The 16,803-nt window shown below is 41.9% G+C and carries 17 protein-coding genes; all 17 read right to left on the reverse strand.

What is annotated here, in order from left to right; translation table 11 throughout:
* Positions 1-33 precede the first annotated feature (33 nt).
* Positions 34-1,731, reverse strand: a complete 1,698-nt coding sequence (locus ACSV5T_RS02810; RefSeq protein WP_438320272.1) for a ShlB/FhaC/HecB family hemolysin secretion/activation protein — start codon at positions 1,729-1,731, stop codon at positions 34-36.
* Positions 1,732-2,001: 270 nt separating this feature from the next.
* Positions 2,002-2,463 (reverse strand): helix-turn-helix domain-containing protein, encoded by a 462-nt coding sequence (locus ACSV5T_RS02815; RefSeq protein ID WP_438320273.1) that lies wholly within the window; start codon positions 2,461-2,463, stop codon positions 2,002-2,004.
* A gap of 68 nt (positions 2,464-2,531) precedes the next feature.
* Positions 2,532-3,836, reverse strand: coding sequence for a glutamate-1-semialdehyde 2,1-aminomutase (gene hemL / locus ACSV5T_RS02820; RefSeq protein WP_438320274.1), 1,305 nt, complete (start codon positions 3,834-3,836; stop codon positions 2,532-2,534).
* A 9-nt stretch (positions 3,837-3,845) separates the two neighbouring features.
* Entirely contained in the window at positions 3,846-4,820 is a 975-nt protein-coding gene (gene hemB / locus ACSV5T_RS02825; protein ID WP_316591026.1) for a porphobilinogen synthase, read from the reverse strand.
* A 9-nt stretch (positions 4,821-4,829) separates the two neighbouring features.
* Entirely contained in the window at positions 4,830-6,338 is a 1,509-nt protein-coding gene (cobA, locus tag ACSV5T_RS02830; protein ID WP_438320275.1) for a uroporphyrinogen-III C-methyltransferase, read from the reverse strand.
* Positions 6,335-7,273: a hydroxymethylbilane synthase gene (gene hemC / locus ACSV5T_RS02835; RefSeq protein ID WP_438320276.1), complete on the reverse strand. Its 939-nt coding sequence runs from the start codon at positions 7,271-7,273 to the stop codon at positions 6,335-6,337. The genes cobA and hemC overlap by 4 nt, the downstream gene beginning before the upstream one ends.
* A 4-nt stretch (positions 7,274-7,277) precedes the next feature.
* Complete coding sequence (hemA, locus tag ACSV5T_RS02840) at positions 7,278-8,549, reverse strand: glutamyl-tRNA reductase (RefSeq protein WP_287539576.1); 1,272 nt, start codon at positions 8,547-8,549, stop codon at positions 7,278-7,280.
* Positions 8,518-9,165, reverse strand: coding sequence for a precorrin-2 dehydrogenase/sirohydrochlorin ferrochelatase family protein (locus ACSV5T_RS02845; RefSeq protein WP_438320277.1), 648 nt, complete (start codon positions 9,163-9,165; stop codon positions 8,518-8,520). The genes hemA and ACSV5T_RS02845 overlap by 32 nt, the downstream gene beginning before the upstream one ends.
* Before the next feature lie 57 nt (positions 9,166-9,222).
* Positions 9,223-10,008: an RNA-binding protein gene (locus tag ACSV5T_RS02850; RefSeq protein WP_438320278.1), complete on the reverse strand. Its 786-nt coding sequence runs from the start codon at positions 10,006-10,008 to the stop codon at positions 9,223-9,225.
* Positions 10,009-10,010: 2 nt separating this feature from the next.
* Positions 10,011-10,805, reverse strand: a complete 795-nt coding sequence (gene proC, locus ACSV5T_RS02855; RefSeq protein ID WP_438320279.1) for a pyrroline-5-carboxylate reductase — start codon at positions 10,803-10,805, stop codon at positions 10,011-10,013.
* 26 nt (positions 10,806-10,831) lie between these two features.
* Positions 10,832-11,329, reverse strand: coding sequence for a cell division protein SepF (locus ACSV5T_RS02860; protein ID WP_325192509.1), 498 nt, complete (start codon positions 11,327-11,329; stop codon positions 10,832-10,834).
* Positions 11,330-11,380: 51 nt separating this feature from the next.
* Positions 11,381-12,067: a YggS family pyridoxal phosphate-dependent enzyme gene (locus ACSV5T_RS02865; RefSeq protein WP_325192510.1), complete on the reverse strand. Its 687-nt coding sequence runs from the start codon at positions 12,065-12,067 to the stop codon at positions 11,381-11,383.
* A 130-nt stretch (positions 12,068-12,197) separates the two neighbouring features.
* Positions 12,198-13,052: a polyphenol oxidase family protein gene (locus tag ACSV5T_RS02870; protein WP_438320280.1), complete on the reverse strand. Its 855-nt coding sequence runs from the start codon at positions 13,050-13,052 to the stop codon at positions 12,198-12,200.
* Positions 13,053-13,061: 9 nt separating this feature from the next.
* A complete protein-coding gene (locus ACSV5T_RS02875) occupies positions 13,062-14,789 on the reverse strand; it encodes a radical SAM protein (protein ID WP_438320281.1) in 1,728 nt (575 codons plus the stop codon).
* A 137-nt stretch (positions 14,790-14,926) separates the two neighbouring features.
* Positions 14,927-15,646 carry a DUF421 domain-containing protein gene (locus ACSV5T_RS02880; RefSeq protein ID WP_024066652.1) on the reverse strand — a complete coding sequence of 240 codons (720 nt, stop codon included), beginning with the start codon at positions 15,644-15,646 and terminating at the stop codon, positions 14,927-14,929.
* Between the two features lie 12 nt (positions 15,647-15,658).
* Complete coding sequence (locus ACSV5T_RS02885; RefSeq protein ID WP_295793150.1) at positions 15,659-16,120, reverse strand: DUF3290 family protein; 462 nt, start codon at positions 16,118-16,120, stop codon at positions 15,659-15,661.
* A 123-nt stretch (positions 16,121-16,243) separates the two neighbouring features.
* Positions 16,244-16,753 (reverse strand): hypothetical protein, encoded by a 510-nt coding sequence (locus ACSV5T_RS02890; RefSeq protein WP_295793149.1) that lies wholly within the window; start codon positions 16,751-16,753, stop codon positions 16,244-16,246.
* Between the last annotated feature and the right edge of the window lie 50 nt (positions 16,754-16,803).

Below are 16,803 nucleotides of genomic sequence, written 5' to 3' on the forward strand. Positions count from 1 at the left end.
ATGTAACGGTATAGCTGCACTAGATTACAACACTTAAAACTGATAACTGCCTCTAAAGGCCCACACACGCGTATCTGTATCAAATCCTTCTGGTTTCTTAATAGGGGTTCCCAGTGATACATCGTAATTTACAGCATCACCAACTGTTCCGCGAACCCCGACTACGCCACCAACCAAGGTATTACCTACTTGCGTTTCTGTAGATGGACCCCATACATGGCCAACATCTACACCTACATAAGGGGTGACTTGTTGTTTTCTAAATGGTAATGCCCATTCATTTTGTACATAATAACCAGAATCCCCTCTTAAGGTTTCTTCTCCACTAAAGCCTCGTACAGAATAACGACCACCAATACTAAATTGTTCAGTACCAAATAAGCGTTGGTCTGTAAACTGGCTTCTAAAACGCATCGTATACGTACCTTGTTTATGACCCATGCGAACACCAGTTTGAACTTGACCTTCTACGCCTGCCATTTTATATAGTGTAGTAGGATTATCTGACAAGCCTTCCCAACTCCGTACTTGAGCACCCAATCCATTAATACCTTGTCGATAGAATAGATAAACATCGGATACAGTATTCCCACTATATTGACGATGAGATAAACCCACCTCGACAGCGGTTGTATGTTGCTCTTGTACACCAAGCTCTACATCGTCTAAATAATTATGACGCTCCTTATGAATGACTTTTGCTACAGCCGAAGTTTTAGAGCGACTTGTTCTATTTAATACTTGCTCTACTGCAAACTCTGTACCTTGCGTAGTGCCAGAAGAACGAAACGCATTAGGCATGAATACTAATTGATTATAGCTATATTTATACGTTGAAATACGATACGTACGATTTCCGTCAGGAACAGAATAGCTAACCGCATATTGTTTTGATCCATGCCCATCATCATGATGACTGATGTCTTTTGTAAAGCTAGTAGTTAATACGTCATTGAGTCCTGCCAATTGACTGAAAGATAAAAATACAGCCCCTTGATACGTCCCTGTTGATTTATTTCCAGAATTATCTAGCATCAAAGAGCCGTGTACAAAACCTTTTTGCTCAACGGTAAGCTTAACAATAGAATGTAGCGGTTTCGTACCAGGCTCTATGGTCATCTTAATATCTTGACCTGGTACATTACGCATTTGATCAATCCCTTGCTCTAGTGCTTGACGTCGTAATACGTAACCAGGTCTCACAGGAAAAGCACTTCGCCAATTCGTACGTGCTTTAGGATTTGTAAGAACAATATCCTCTACATAACCAGGTATAATCTCAAACGTGAGTGTACCAGACTGTAAATCTTGATTTGGCACAACTACTTGACTCGTAATATACCCATCAGATAACAGTTGTTCTTGTAATTCCTTTTGTAAAAACTGAATGCCTTCTGTCCCAATGCGATTATGATTATAGACCTGCAATCGATTTTTATATTTTTGTAACACTGGTTCTGAAGAAGTCACCACAATATGCTCTATTGCAAACGATGTACTTTCCTTAGGTAATGACTTCATTGGCACTTTATCTAAACCTATATAGCCAGATTCTGAACGCGGCAAAGCGGCCCCAGTCATTGGTGCTTCTGCACGTTGGCGTAATGAAGCATCGGCTCGGGCCGCTTCTTGTTGTATAAATGGGTTGGATACTTCAGCCGCAATAGTAGGCATCGTACCGAATGTGGTCAGCAAGCCAACACAACCTGCTGCAATACATACAACTCTCATTAATTCCTCTCCTTTCTTTATAAAGTAAATTATATATTAAATTATCTTCTTTTTGCAATAAAATATTAAGTAATTTAATATTTTATTTATATTTGATGCAAAAAAATAATTCATTAACTTAGCAATTTATCCATGACAAAAAAAAGCATCATCTACCTAGGTCCGACTTATGTGTCGTTTCCTATTAAGATAGATGGTGCTTTTATAATTGCTCTAATTCAGTTGTTCAAATAAACATATTCCACTCAATATACAAAGTAGTCTATTCCACTACTTTATATTTCGTCTTGCTGCCAGACTTCCAGCACTATTAGCTAGGCCCGCCCGGTTGATATGTGGATTCCCATGTTTATACGTTTTTGGTTTACTACTTTTATCTTCTACCTTTGATTTCTCAAATTTAGTAAATAGATTGTCTAGCTCGCGTAAGAGCGTGCGTTTTTGTGAGTCTTTCAACTCAAATACATCACCTTTATAGGCGATGTATTTATTCTTTAATACTGGACTGAGATCATAGATGGGCTCGTGTTGTTCTCCATTTACATCTAGCAGCTCATCTAAGGTCAATCCATAATAGCGAGACAGGGCACAGAGTGTATCTAAATCTGGTTCGCGATACCCTGTTTCGTAATTTGAAAGCGCCGCATTACTGATACCTACGGCCTTTGCTACTTCGATTTGGCTTTTGCCCATGCGCACGCGAGCACGCTTTAAGTTCTTGTAAAACTGCATGTTCATCACCTACATCGATACATAAACAACTACAAACTATATATTTTATAATAATGTATCACTAATTTTTATAGTAGTGTATCACTGATTTTTTTGAAAGCTTCATCAGCTACGGCTAATGTGCGTTCGATTTCACTGCTCTTGTGGCAGATAGATACGAAGTTACTTTCATAAGGGCTTGGTGCATAGTAAATACCATGGCTCAAGTTATGGTGGAAGAACATTTTAAATTGTTCTTCATTGCACGCTGCTGCATCATCAAAATTCTTAACTGGTTTATCAGTGAAGAAGATGGTGAACATGGAGCCTACACGTTGTACTACAACAGGCACATTGTATTGGGCTGCCAAACGTTCAAAGCCTTCACAAAGGGCGATAGTTGCGTCTTCTACTTGTTTAAAGATAGTTGGATCTCGTTGCAAAATGGAAAGCGTTGCAAGACCAGAAGTAACGGCAATAGGGTTACCGCTCAATGTACCAGCTTGATAAATAGGACCAGCTGGTGCAATTTGATTCATAATCTCACGGGAGCCACCAAATACAGCAAGTGGCATGCCACCGCCAACAATTTTACCAAGGCATGTAAGGTCAGGTTTAATTTTATAACGTTTTTGTGCACCGCCGCTGCTAGCGCGGAAGCCACACATAACTTCGTCAAAAATCAACAATGCACCATGAGCCTTAGTCACTTCTCGCAAGGTTTCGAGGAATCCTGGTTCTGGAGGCACACAGCCCATATTGCCTGCTACAGGTTCTACGATGATAGCTGCAATAGTATCGCCAATCTCGTCGAATAATTTACGAACCGCATCAGAGTCGTTGTACGGCAAGGTAATTGTATTTTCTGCTACACCTTGAGGAACGCCAGGACTATCTGGCACGCCAAAGGTAGCAAGGCCAGAGCCAGCTTTCACCAAGAGTGCATCGCTATGACCATGATAACAGCCAACGAATTTCACGATACGATCGCGACCAGTATAGCCACGAGCTACGCGCAAAGCACTCATAGTCGCCTCTGTACCAGAGTTAACAAGGCGGATAACCTCCATAGATGGCATGAAGGCTTGTACCTTTTTAGCCAATTCTGTTTCTAGTAGTGTAGGCGCACCGTAGCTAGTACCACGTGGAATCGCCTCTTGCAAGCTAGCTATAACCTCAGGATTCGCATGGCCCAAAATCATAGGTCCCCAGCTCAACACATAGTCGATGTATTCGTTGTTATCAATATCATAAATACGGCTGCCGCTAGCGCTGCTGATAAACGGAGGGTTAGAACCTACGCTGCGGTAGGAACGAACGGGACTGTTTACACCGCCTGGCATATAACGTTTAGCCTCTTCAAAGGCTTTTTCAGATTTACCGAGTTGGAACATGGTTTCTCCTTACTTTTGTAACCATTTAGCAATATCTATAGCATGGTACGTAATAATAATTTTAGCACCAGCGCGCTTCATAGAAAGCATTGTTTCCATAACGAGGCGTTCTTCGTCGATAAGGCCAGCTGCTGCAGCGGATTTAACCATCGCATATTCGCCAGACACATTGTATACCGCTACAGGTAATTCATAGCGGTCACGTGTTTCACGAACAATATCCAAATAGGACAAGGCCGGTTTAATCATGATAATATCTGCGCCTTCAGCAATGTCGAGTTCAATTTCTCTGAAAGCTTCCAAGCGATTAGCTGGGTCCATTTGATAGGACTTACGGTCCCCAAATTTAGGTGCAGAGTTAACAGCACCACGGAACGGACCATAGTAAGCAGATGCGTATTTTGCAGCATAGCTCATGATAGATACATTCGTATAACCTGCCGCATCAAGAGCTTCACGAATAGCACCTACACGGCCGTCCATCATATCGGATGGAGCCACCATATGTGCACCCGCTTCTGCTTGGCTTACCGCTACTTTACAAAGTAATGGCAATGTTTCATCATTCAAAATTTCATGGTCATCAATCATACCGCAATGACCTGTTGTAGTATATTGACACAAGCATACATCAGCTACAACCAATAGGTTTGGCACAGCTGCGCGAATGGCTTTAATAGCTTGTTGTACAGGTTGGGACATATCCCATGCAGAGGAACCTTGTTCATCCTTGTATGTAGGAATACCAAAGATTTCTACCCCAAGAATACCAAGATCATATACCTCTTGAGCCATTTTTACAGCTTCATCAACAGATAAGTGGTATTGGCCTGGTAATGTATCGATTTCTTTTTTGATACCTTCGCCAGGAACGATAAATAATGGATAAATTAAATCAGTTACGTCGAGTGTCGTTTCCCGTACCAAATCACGTATTTCTGGATTGATACGCAAGCGGCGAGGACGGTATGTTAAATCGTACATGTGATCCTCCTAAATGTCCTTTATAATAGCATTGACTAAGCCATCAGTTGTATATACATCGCTGATGACAGCAGGTTTAAGGCCTGCACTCATAGCTGTAGCAGCAGTGATAGGTCCAATGCAAGCAATCTTAGTATTGCCTAATAGTTTCAATGCATCATCGCCCAATAATTGAATTGTATTTGTTACTGTAGAGGAACTTGTAAACGTAATGTAGTCTACAGTACCTTCTGTTAAGGCATTTACTAATGCTTCTTGTTGAGATGTATCTTGTGTGGTTTCATATAAACGCAAGATATCTACATCTATATCGTGATGACGCAAAGAGCGTGGAATTACGTCGCGAGCTACTTTTGGTTGAATGAGCAATACGGAATCCCCTGCCTTGAGTTCTTCTTCAAGAGCCTCTACAGCAGATTCAGCCTTGTAGTCTACAGGAATAATATCTGGAACGATACCGTATTTTTGAAGTTCACGAGCTGTAGCACAGCCGATGGCTGCTACTTTAGAGTTACCTAATGCACGAGTGTCCTTGCCTTCTTTATACAGAGCATCGAAGAAGTAACGAACCCCTTCTCCAGATGTGAATACGATGCATTGGTATTGTTTTGTGTTATTAATGATGCGTCGATCTTCATCAAATAACTCCAACGGAGATGTTTTAATAGCTGCCGCTTCAACTACATTAGCACCTTGAGCTGCTAATTTTTCACGGAATGCACTAGCTTGAGAACGAGCGCGTGTCACTACTACAGTTTTACCGAATAAAGGTTTATTATCGAACCATTGTAATTTTTCACGAAGATTAACTACATCACCTACTACGATGATAGCTGGCGCTTTTAGTTGTGCCTTTTCTACGTCTTCTACTACATGTTCAAGGGTAGATACGAGAACTTCTTGAATCGTTTTTGTACCCCAACGAACAAGCGCTACTGGTGTAGAAGCTGGGCGTCCATGAGCCATCAATTTTTCTGCAATGGTAGGCAAATTGCCAACCCCCATTACAAAGCAAAGTGTATCTACTGCCGTAGCAAGGCCTTCCCAGTGAATACCAGATACTGCTTTAGTTGGATCCTCATGACCGGTTACAACCGCAAAGGATGTAGCCATAGCGCGTTGCGTTACAGGGATGCCTGCATAAGCAGGTGCTGCGATGGGAGATGTTACGCCTGGTACGAATTCAAATGGTACACCAGCTTCGCCAAGAGCCATCGCCTCTTCACCACCGCGACCGAACACGAGTGGGTCGCCGCCTTTTAAGCGCGCTACGATTTTTCCTTCTTTACCTTTTTGAACTAATAACTCGTTGATTTCCCATTGGTGCATTGTGTGATCTTTACATTGTTTACCAGCGTAAATCAACTCTGCATCTGGGCGAGCCCATTCTAACAAATGAGCATCTGCTAAATAGTCATATACAATTACATCTGCTTTTTCAATGCATTCGCGACCTTTTACAGTAATGAGTTTAACATCGCCAGGGCCTGCACCGATTAGATATACCATACCTGTCATTTTATGATTCCTTCCTCTATGAGAGCATCTACAATATGTTTGCCCCCTTCTTCATATAAGGCTTTTGCAAGGTTTTTACCAAGAATTTCAGCTTTCTTTGCTGGGCCAGAAATTTCTCCTTCGTATACCGTTTTACCGTCGAGGGATGCGATCATGGCCTTTAAGGTCAATTGACCTTTATTGATAGTACCATGTACCCCCATCGGCACTTGGCAACCACCATTTAACTGACGCAAGAAGCTGCGTTCCCCTTCAACGACATAGCGTGTAGCTTCGTCGTTAATAGGAGCTAGCATTTCAAGCATTTCCGTATCGTCAGCACGACACTCGATAGCAAGTGCCCCTTGACCAACAGCAGGAATCATTTCATCCGCTTTAAATACTTGGGTAATTTGATCATCTAAGCCCAACCGTTTAAGACCGGCTTGTGCCAAGATAACGCCATCTAATTTTTCTGTTTCAATCTTGCTCAAACGAGTTTGTACATTACCGCGGATAACTTCGACCTTAAGGTCAGGACGGACATGTAATAATTGCGCTTGACGACGCAAGCTACTTGTACCGACGCGAGCACCTTCAGGCAATTTATCTAATGTTTTATACACGGGGCTCACAAGCGCATCGTAAGGCACTTCACGAGCAGAGATAGCACCAAGAGTTAGCCCTTCTGGCAACTCTGTAGGCATATCTTTCAAGCTATGTACGGCGATATCAATATCGCCTTTATGCATGGCCTCTTCTAGCTCAGCAGTAAATAAACCTTTACCACCCACTTGAGCCAGTGGTTTTTCCAAGATACGGTCCCCTTTTGTATTAAAGTGAACTAGCTCGACCGTAATGTTTGGGTACAGACGTTGTAACTCTGCACTAATATGTTCAGCCTGCCATAGGGCAAGGGCACTTTTTCGCGTGCCGATTCGAATATGGTCTCTCATGGCCTCAGCCTTCTTTCTCAAGATTAAACATATCTTTGAATAAATCCCAGTACAAACCTTCTTCCTCTGTACCAGCGATTTCGTTAAAGTGAATCATCGGTTCACGCAACATTTTGCGAATGATCATGCGACTCATAGAGTCCATAATGCGGCGCTCCTTATCAGAAATGTCAGGCAATTTCGCTAATGCGCGATGTAACTCACGACGGCGAATGCGTTCTGCTTTTTCTGTGAGCAATGCCATCATAGGACGCACCGTTAAATAGCTCAATTTATCTAATAATTCTTCAATAGCATCGTGAATGATAGGCTCTGCACGACGAGCCTCCTCTTCGCGCTGTGCCTTATTTTCTTCGACTACACTTTCAAGAGAGTCAATATTAAATAAGTAAATACCGTCCATATCTGCTACGCCGGGATCGATATCGCGTGGTACCGCAATATCAATCATAACGATTGGCTCACCTTTGCGAAGAGAGGTAATTTTCTTTGCTTCACGTTCCGTAATAATATAATGTGGCGCCCCTGTAGATGTAATGAGGATATCCGCATCTTTAGCGTAATCTACAAAGTTATCGAGCTTAACAGCTTTACCATTAAATCGCTCTGCTAGAGCCTCTGCCTTGGTAAAGGTTCTATTTGATACAAAAATCGTTTTTACGCCCTTTGCTTGTAGGTGCGTTGCGGTCAACTCACTCATGGTGCCAGCACCTAAGATGAGCACCGTCGCTTCAGATAATGGTTTATCTAGGCTATCCTCAGCTAGGTTAACAGCGGTGTAACTAACAGATACAGGCGTATTAGCAATGCCCGTATTAGTACGCACCTTTTTACCAACACTAATAGCGCGTTGGAATAAAATATTAAAAATTGTGCCCGTACAGCCTGCGCTATAAGCCTGAATATAAGCCCCTTTTAATTGGCTCAAGATTTGACCTTCCCCCAACACAAGGGAATCAAGGCTTGCAGACACACGGAATAGATGTTCAATACAATCTCGTTCTTCATAGAAGAAGAATGCATCTTCATCGATATGGTCGGCACCTTTTAAATCCTTTAACACTGCCAACATATATTCTTTAGGGAACTCTACACCTTCTAAGGCCGCGTAAATTTCGGTTCTATTGCATGTAGACAAAATAACGCATTCTGCTACACAGTCGAATTCATAGAGGCGGTTTAGTGCTGAAGCTACCTCGTCCTTATCAAACGAGAAACGTTCACGCACCTCTACAGCGGCACTTCTATGATTTAGGCCTAATACCACTAATTTCATGGTCAAGTTTCTCCTCTATAGTCGTCCACTCTCCCTTGAGAATGGCCTCAAAAGTTTCTACGGTCAGATGGTCTCGCCAAAATTTCTGTCGAGCCTCTGGAGTAGGAAGTAGTAACTTTACTTCTTCTCTAAATATTTTAAGTCTAGGCATAGCCTTTTGCAACTGACCATAACGATTCATCATATCTTGCCTTACGAGACGGTTAATACGAGGCCCTACATTATTAGCGCTAATAGCGATATGAAGATCCCCTAGTTCAAGGGACGAAGGTACAGTAAATCCGCACGCCTTAGGGTCATCACTGCGATTAGTCCAAACGCGGTGTTTTTTCCCCATCTCATATAACGTATTGTTTAATTCGTGATTATCCGTGCAGATAAAAAACAAACTGCTCGTTATAATGTGTTTTTCATCGTCCTTTGTGAAAGCACGGTCGTACCAAGTGATACGATTATCCTTTGCCCATTGGCAAATTCTATCTGTTACAGTGGGAGCGATTACGACAATATTGCACGGCTCATCAATAAAGAGCTGCATTCGTCGCTCTGCGACCTCTCCGCCACCAACGAATAAGATTGTATCTTCAGTTGTAGGTTGAAATGTTATGGATACCATGGCTGTCCTACTATATATAAAAAAATCGGCTTGATGGTCAAGCCGATTTTCAATTGCCTACATGAATCGTTTCAGATATACGCCGATACGCCCCTTACGAGATGTACCTGTAATGGCTTCTACCTTCATTCGGCCACGACCACGCATAGAGATCACATCCCCTTCTTTAACCTCTTGGGATACACCCTTAGCTGGTTGCCAGTTTACTTGCAATAATCCTGCATTTATAGCGCTCACCAATTTAGTACGAGACACGCTAAAACCAGAACTTGCCACCGCATCTAAGCGCAAGGAAGCAACTGTAGTGCGGACTTCTTTAATTTTTTCTTCTTTTGGTGCAATATCTGATAGCTCAATCGCCTCTACAGATACGGAAACCATAGCGATTTTTGTGAAGTTTTGAATCACAAAGTCTGCTACGCTTTCATCCACCATAATTTGAGCGCCCCCTTGTTGAACGATAACGTCCCCAAATTTGGAGCGATCAATGCCAAGGCCCATCAAGGAGCCAAGCACATCGCGATGGGTAAGCAATCGGAACCGTGGGTCCCAATTTACCTTAAGGGTGCGAATGCCCATGTCCACAGTACCGTTAAAGTCGCTATCTACAAAGGCGATGCGGATACGTTCCGCCCCTTCATAGCCACCGTCTGTCTTAACGATAAGTTGTGGGTAGTTAGCCTTGATTGCGTCTGCAATGACAAGGCCTGCAGGGCTCGTAAAGTCCGCCACACGATAAGGGCGACCTTTTACAACCTGCTCTGCCAAATCGAGCATGCGACGAGCTTCCTCTCCGCTGCCACTGGCTTCAAAATATCGAATTAATTTACTAGTATCTGCCAAAATTATTTCCCCAATTCATTCGACCGAGCAAGACATGCTACTACGCCGTCTTGGAGAGCACTGCGAAGTCCACCTTTTTCCATGGCACCAATACCGGCAATGGTGGTGCCACCAGGACTTGTTACTTGATCTCGTAGTACTGCTGGATGATTGCCACTTTCAAGAGCCATCTTACCAGCACCATACATCGTTTGAGCCGCTGCCTTGATTGCCAAGTGACGAGGCAATCCGATGCGAACGCCCGCATCAGCTAAGGCATCGAGGATGACGAACATATAGCCAGGGCCCGCACCAGATAGTGCACCTAATCGGTCTAAATCGGCTTCGCTCACCACGGCTACTTCACCAACAGCCTCAAATAAAGCTTGTACATCGCGGCCAAGGTCTGTATTCACATCATCCCCAGCAAGAGCAGTCATACCCGCACCAATAGAAGCCGGTGTATTTGGCATAGCTCTAAACCAGTTAGCTTGTGGAATCGCCGCATCAAGGGTATCTAAGGTAATCCCTGCTGCAACGGAGATCATAACCGTTCCATAAGGTACTTCTTTTAAATCCTCTAGTACAGATGGTAACACTTGTGGTTTTACAGCCAAGAGAATGGTATTGTACTCTTGTACATTAGGCATAGTCGTAAAACCGACTACACCAAGCTCTTCAGTAAGAGCCTTACATTGTTCTTCGCGACGCACCAGAATGTGTGTATCACTTGCTTTCAACACGCCCTGCTGTAATGCACCGCGCAATAGAGCGCCACCCATTGAGCCAACACCGATACATAAGGTTTTACCTAACATAGTTGTCACCACCGTTTATAGAGAGATTATTTGTTTTCCCAAGCGTATTCGTTTTGCTCAGCTTTGTTACTTTCATTATCAGAATAATCAATGGAAATGTTTACAGGTACGCACATGAAAATGTCCTTACCAACCTTTTCCAATTTGCCATCCAATGCAAATGTCGCACCAGATACGAAGTCCACAATACGCGCTGCTTCATGAGGATCTGTATTTTCAAAGTTGATCAAAACAGGACGCATGTCGCGTAATTGATGTGTAATATTTTCAGAATCTTCAAATACTTTTGGTTCAATTACAACTACTTTCATAGCTGTTGGACGTTGTGTCATCGTAGATTGGCCTCCTACCTTGCGTGGATGAAATTCAGATGCGCCGGATACAGGTGCTGCTGGAGCTACTGGAGCTGGTTCAGCTTCGTATTCCTCATCATCTTCGTAGTCATAATCATCATATTCATAGTCATCATCATTTTTGCCTAAGAATAAGTTTTTTGCTTTGTCTAAATAATCTCCCAATGCCATTTGGATTTCCTCCTAATACATAACGCTACCGATTACTAGGCAACCCGAGCCTTAATAATACACACGTTCCCCAAAAATTGCTGTGCCTACACGAATAATATTAGCCCCTTCTTCCAAAGCGACTTCAAAATCGTGAGTCATCCCCATAGATAAATATTGAATCTGTCCTTCTTCAAAATAGCCCTTCATATCCTCATACAAGGCATTAGCTATACGGAAGATTGGACGTGCTTCCTCTGGATCATCGAAAAATGGTGCCATACACATCAAGCCGCGAACACGGACATGAGGTAATGTCTTTGCATAGTCTCGTATTTCCGGAAACTCTTCAACGGTCATACCCGTTTTAGATGCTTCGCGGGCTACATTAACTTGCAATAATACATCTTGTACCTTATCGTGCTTTGCTGCCACCTTTTCGATTTCATCTAATAATTTACGGCTGTCTACAGAATGAATTAAATCAAACATAGGCACCGCTTGACGCACCTTATTGACCTGCAAATGACCAATCAAGTGCCATGTTAATTGTGGCCCCTTATAGGTGAGCTGTTTTTCTTTAGCCTCTTGTACTCGGTTTTCACCCACATGAGTTACACCGAGACGCGCCACCTCTTCCACCGCCGATACGGGATGGTTCTTAGTAACCGCTACCAATAATGCTGTATCTACGCGACCAACGCGCGCCATAGCATCTGCCATGCGCTGCTGTATAGCGTGTAGGGATTCTTCAATCATGTGATTCCCCTTCAATCTATATTTAAAAACCATAAAATATATTTGTATAGACTATTCTATTATATAGTATTTAGTATTGATTGTACATCATTTAGGTCTTATAAAGCCTATGAATCTATGTATGTATATACTACCGTTCTTGTAGCATACCAAACAAAGCCATGCGACCTGTTTTACCAGATTCCCGGCGGTAGGAATAGCAATCACCTTCGGTTACACTATCGGTACCGCCGATAGCAATATGTTCTTTAGGTACACCATTAACCATAAGCCCTTCGGCGATAAAGTTCCATAAGTTAATATAGGCTTTATCTAATTTATCGCCTGGATAGTTTACCACATCAGCAACGCTACGCTCTGTCATACCACGCCAAGTTAACTCAAAACGCTTGCCTAGCTCTACATCAACCTCAAAGGACTCCGGTCCAATACTAGGTCCAAGATAGATATAACAATCTTTGAACTCCGTACCATACGCTTCTTTCATAGCCTCAATAGTAAGAACTGGCAAATGTCCTATCGCTCCGCGCCAGCCTGCATGTACCGTAGCGATAGCGTGATGCTTAGCATCATAAATACCTACAGCTACACAATCAGCAGTAAATAAAAATAGCGGTACATTCGGTAATTTTGTAAATACAGCATCACAATCGGCTATGGCTGTATCCTCTCCCAAGGCTCCCGCACCAACGAGATCTTCTGTGATTTCTACAGCTTTTAAACCATGTACTTGATTACCACAAGAGATTCGCTCTGGTTGAACACCTAAATATTCAGCAACAATAGCACGGTTTTCACGAACATACTTAGGCTCATCCCCTACGTGAAATGCTAAATTTAGTGATTCATAGGGCTCTTGAGATACACCACCATGACGGTACGTATCACCTATTGTAATAGGAAAACGATCTGCCCAATTAGGAGTTTCATAAGACCAAGTACCATGAGGTCCTTTAACATCTATACGTTTTACAGATTGATTCATAAGTGCCTCCTATTTACATACACCACATCGCTTACAGCCTTGTACACATGGCGGTGTATACGCTTCATCTACAGAGCGTTTCCATTCCATTTCAAGATATCCCTCATCCATCCCCATATCGAGATGACTCCACGGCAAGAATTCATTAAAGCTGCGTTCACGATAGTTCATCTCGTCCATATCTAGGCCTGCTGCCTTCATTTCAGCCTTGAAGGACTTACTGCCACGATCTGCTGCACATGCCGCAAGAACAGCGCCAAGACGGCGATCACCACGAGCGAGTACACCTTGGATATATGCCTCTTTAGGTGATTCAACGAGCACCTCGATACGACGATTCTTTTGCAATGCTTTTTTAATATATTGAAGTTTTTTCTCTACCGTTTTTTGATTATCCATAGCCATCCATTGGAATGGTGTAAAAGGCTTTGGAATAAATGGATTGATACTGAGTGTTAAACGACCTTTACAGCCCACCTCTGCCATATGGGATTGCGTCCGTTCTGCCAGACCTACAATTGCTTCAATATCCTCGTTAGTTTCCGTTGGTAACCCAATCATAATGTAGAGTCGCATATGTTGGATACCAGACTTAGCTGATAAAGTGGCCGCATTTTGTAAATGCTCTTCGCTAATGCCCTTATTGATGACGCGCCGCAATCGTTCACTGCCCGTTTCTGGCGCAATGGTAATCGTCTTTTGCCCACTATCTGCCAAGCCATCTACAACGGCTTGCGTCAAAGAATCTGCACGCAAGGATGCGCAAGAATAACGCATATCTTTAGAACGAATATACGTAACTAACTCATCTACCTCTGGATAATCAGAAATAGCGGCCCCCATAAGGCCTACCTTTTTACCTAATTTCTCTGCTCTATCTACGCCTTCTTTTAATATTTCTAAAGGTCGTACGCGCGGTACACGGAAACAATAGCCGGCCATACAGAATCGACAATGTCGTCCACAACCACGTGCCACCTCGATGATGTACATAGCGCCAAATTCTGTATAGTTTGTTGCTACTACGGTTTCGCCGCCACTAGTGAGCATTTCAAAGTGGCGTTTAATCGTCTTCGGCGCACCGTCTGCAATATCATAGCCTTTAAAGCCCCCATCTTCGCTATAAATCGGCACATATAAGGATGGGACGTACACGCCAGATACATTCGCTAATTGACGCAAAATAGCGTGGCGATCTAGACCCTCCATTTTGCCATCGCGAATGATATCTAGAACGCGACTAACGATACCTTCCCCTTCACCGATGATGAAAGCATCGATAAAGTCAGCAAATGGCTCAGGATTAAAGGTAGCACATGGGCCACCGGCAATAACGATAGGATCAAATTCGGTGCGGTCCTTCCCCATAATAGGTACGCGTCCATGACGTAACATCAACGGAATATGAAAATAGTCCATTTCAAAGGTCACGTCAAAGGCCACCACATCAAATTGATGCATAGGCCGCTGTGTTTCAACACTCATCAACGGTGTCTTAGTCTTATCGTATGCTTCTAATTCCTTTTTCTCAGGCAAGAAGATACGTTCACATACGCTATCATTGCGTAAGTTGATTTCCTCATAAATAATGTGGAGACCAAGATTACTCATGCCTACAAAATATGTATTAGGATAGACGATAGCTACCTTCTGCCCTGCATGAGGGTTTACCGTTACCCGACTATCTTCGTCTTTATATAATGCTTGTAATCTATCAATTAAATCTTTACGATTCACTAATTTCCTTTCTATATAAGCCCACTACGAATAGTGGGCTTAAAAACATTTTATATATCGTTTGTATGTCTATATTTGTATGTCTATAAGAGTAGTATATAATACTTATCTTAACTATACTATAAGACCAAGAAACATTACAATTTAGATTTCAATTTATCCTTTGTATGAGAGGTCTTATCTTTAAGTGTTTTTACAATTTGAGGGCGATGTTTTTTTTCATAAGGGTAAATAACAACTTCCCCATCTTTGTATTCTGCAATGTATACCTCCTTAATTTTATAGCCTTGCTTTTCAACTTCTTCTTCTAGCCAATCCTGGCCTTTTTCAATTACATCTAATGTAAAATGGTTAATTTGACCATCATCAATAAGGTCAAATTTAATATTCTCATCACTAAATTGAACTACGCTGAGCTGACCATTTTGCTCCAATACAGCACGCTTAACATCCGTAACATATTGAACACCTGCTGTACGAAGCTTTAACTTAAGCTCCGCCGCTTGAATGCCATAACGCATACATTCTTCTGTTAAGATATGACCTTTTTCAATAACAATTACAGGATGTCCATCCAAAATAGTTTTAAAGAATCGGAGATTTCCTTTTAAGAACTTAAGCGTCATTACAAGTATAGTCCATAAAATGAGGACTAACATAAACTGTAAAATACCGATTTGGTCATTGTAAATAATGGCACCGATAATACCACCAAGTACATAGTTTTGTAATTGGTCCAAAGCAGAGGTTGGCGCTAAGTTGCCCTTCCCCATTAAGTTGATTTGTAAGATAATCGCCAAGAGACCGATGGCGAGTTTGGCAAAGACCATCCCATAGACGGCCATAGCTTCTGTCATTTACGTTCCTCCTTATGGTAATACGTCCGCTTTATCATGAATACGATCTGTTGGGCTCATCTTATACACACGAGTAATTGTATAGGTTGTAAATTCTGGATTAAACTGAACCTCATAATAATCATCGCTTACCTTTAAAATCATACCATTGCGAATTTTTAAGGAGTTAACCGCTAATTGCTCACTTGGTACAGAACGATCAGCACTAAAAGAATGTAAAAATTGAGCCATACGAGAGGAGTCTTCAGAATATGTTTTCATTCGATTATACTCTTGATACTCAAGGCCTAAGAAAAATACTACAATTAAAGACAAAATAACCAATAAATCCCGATAGCGATTAGTAAAACCATTTCGCAATACCTGTACACCTAGAACGAGCAATGCTAAAAGAATGGCAACAAAAACGATAAAGCCCCATGTTTGGCCTGTCACAGCCTGACTTTCAACATAGGCCAAAGTGTAAAAATCCATATCGTTCTCCTTTCATATATTATTCTTTATTATATCACAAATAAATATGATAATAACCAACAACGATTTATAAAAAATAGAGCTACCACAATGATAGCTCTATTAAACAGTTACTATACTAATTTATTTACATTCACGGTACACGATGATATAAGCATGGGTATTCGCTGTAAAACCAGATTCTAATTCTAGTTCAACTTCTAAAATAGCATCATCAACGTCACCTTTATAATAGGCCTTACGTTGTTCTGCGGAATAGAAATACATAGCCGCATTATATTCATTACCTGCTTGTACTGGAATTGTGATGGTAACAGGCTGTGTTTCAATATTCTTTGTTTTAGTACCCACATTATCCGTTGTGTAATATACGGATTCAATGGTATGTTCTCCTGGTGTTACTGCCACAATGACTTGACCATATTGACCAGTTTTATGATCAATAGTAGAAAGGTCCTTACCATCAACCTTTACAGATTTACCATAAATATGAAGAATCGCTTTATTAGCATTCTCTTGTACAAATTGTTGTTCACCGGCTTGTCGTTTTTTATTGAACTTCATAAATACGGCAAACAAAATGGCCCAAATGACTGCAACCGCTACGATGATAATAATAGTTGTAGAACTCATAGTATCTCTCCTTATACCAAAATATACTACACTGACTCTACGTTAACTAT

It is taken from the genome of Veillonella sp. ZSJB6 (genome assembly GCF_051549505.1).
In the GTDB taxonomy this organism is placed as follows: domain Bacteria; phylum Bacillota; class Negativicutes; order Veillonellales; family Veillonellaceae; genus Veillonella.

Coding starts and splice junctions, on each gene's coding strand:
- ACSV5T_RS02810 (WP_438320272.1), bottom strand. CDS start 1,731: ATGAGAGTTGTATGTATTGCAGCAGGTTGTGTTGGCTTGCTGACCACA.
- ACSV5T_RS02815 (WP_438320273.1), bottom strand. CDS start 2,463: ATGCAGTTTTACAAGAACTTAAAGCGTGCTCGCGTGCGCATGGGCAAA.
- hemL (WP_438320274.1), bottom strand. CDS start 3,836: ATGTTCCAACTCGGTAAATCTGAAAAAGCCTTTGAAGAGGCTAAACGT.
- hemB (WP_316591026.1), bottom strand. CDS start 4,820: ATGTACGATTTAACATACCGTCCTCGCCGCTTGCGTATCAATCCAGAA.
- cobA (WP_438320275.1), bottom strand. CDS start 6,338: ATGACAGGTATGGTATATCTAATCGGTGCAGGCCCTGGCGATGTTAAA.
- hemC (WP_438320276.1), bottom strand. CDS start 7,273: ATGAGAGACCATATTCGAATCGGCACGCGAAAAAGTGCCCTTGCCCTA.
- hemA (WP_287539576.1), bottom strand. CDS start 8,549: ATGAAATTAGTGGTATTAGGCCTAAATCATAGAAGTGCCGCTGTAGAG.
- ACSV5T_RS02845 (WP_438320277.1), bottom strand. CDS start 9,165: ATGGTATCCATAACATTTCAACCTACAACTGAAGATACAATCTTATTC.
- proC (WP_438320279.1), bottom strand. CDS start 10,805: ATGTTAGGTAAAACCTTATGTATCGGTGTTGGCTCAATGGGTGGCGCT.
- ACSV5T_RS02860 (WP_325192509.1), bottom strand. CDS start 11,329: ATGGCATTGGGAGATTATTTAGACAAAGCAAAAAACTTATTCTTAGGC.
- ACSV5T_RS02865 (WP_325192510.1), bottom strand. CDS start 12,067: ATGATTGAAGAATCCCTACACGCTATACAGCAGCGCATGGCAGATGCT.
- ACSV5T_RS02870 (WP_438320280.1), bottom strand. CDS start 13,052: ATGAATCAATCTGTAAAACGTATAGATGTTAAAGGACCTCATGGTACT.
- ACSV5T_RS02880 (WP_024066652.1), bottom strand. CDS start 15,646: ATGACAGAAGCTATGGCCGTCTATGGGATGGTCTTTGCCAAACTCGCC.
- ACSV5T_RS02885 (WP_295793150.1), bottom strand. CDS start 16,120: ATGGATTTTTACACTTTGGCCTATGTTGAAAGTCAGGCTGTGACAGGC.
- ACSV5T_RS02890 (WP_295793149.1), bottom strand. CDS start 16,753: ATGAGTTCTACAACTATTATTATCATCGTAGCGGTTGCAGTCATTTGG.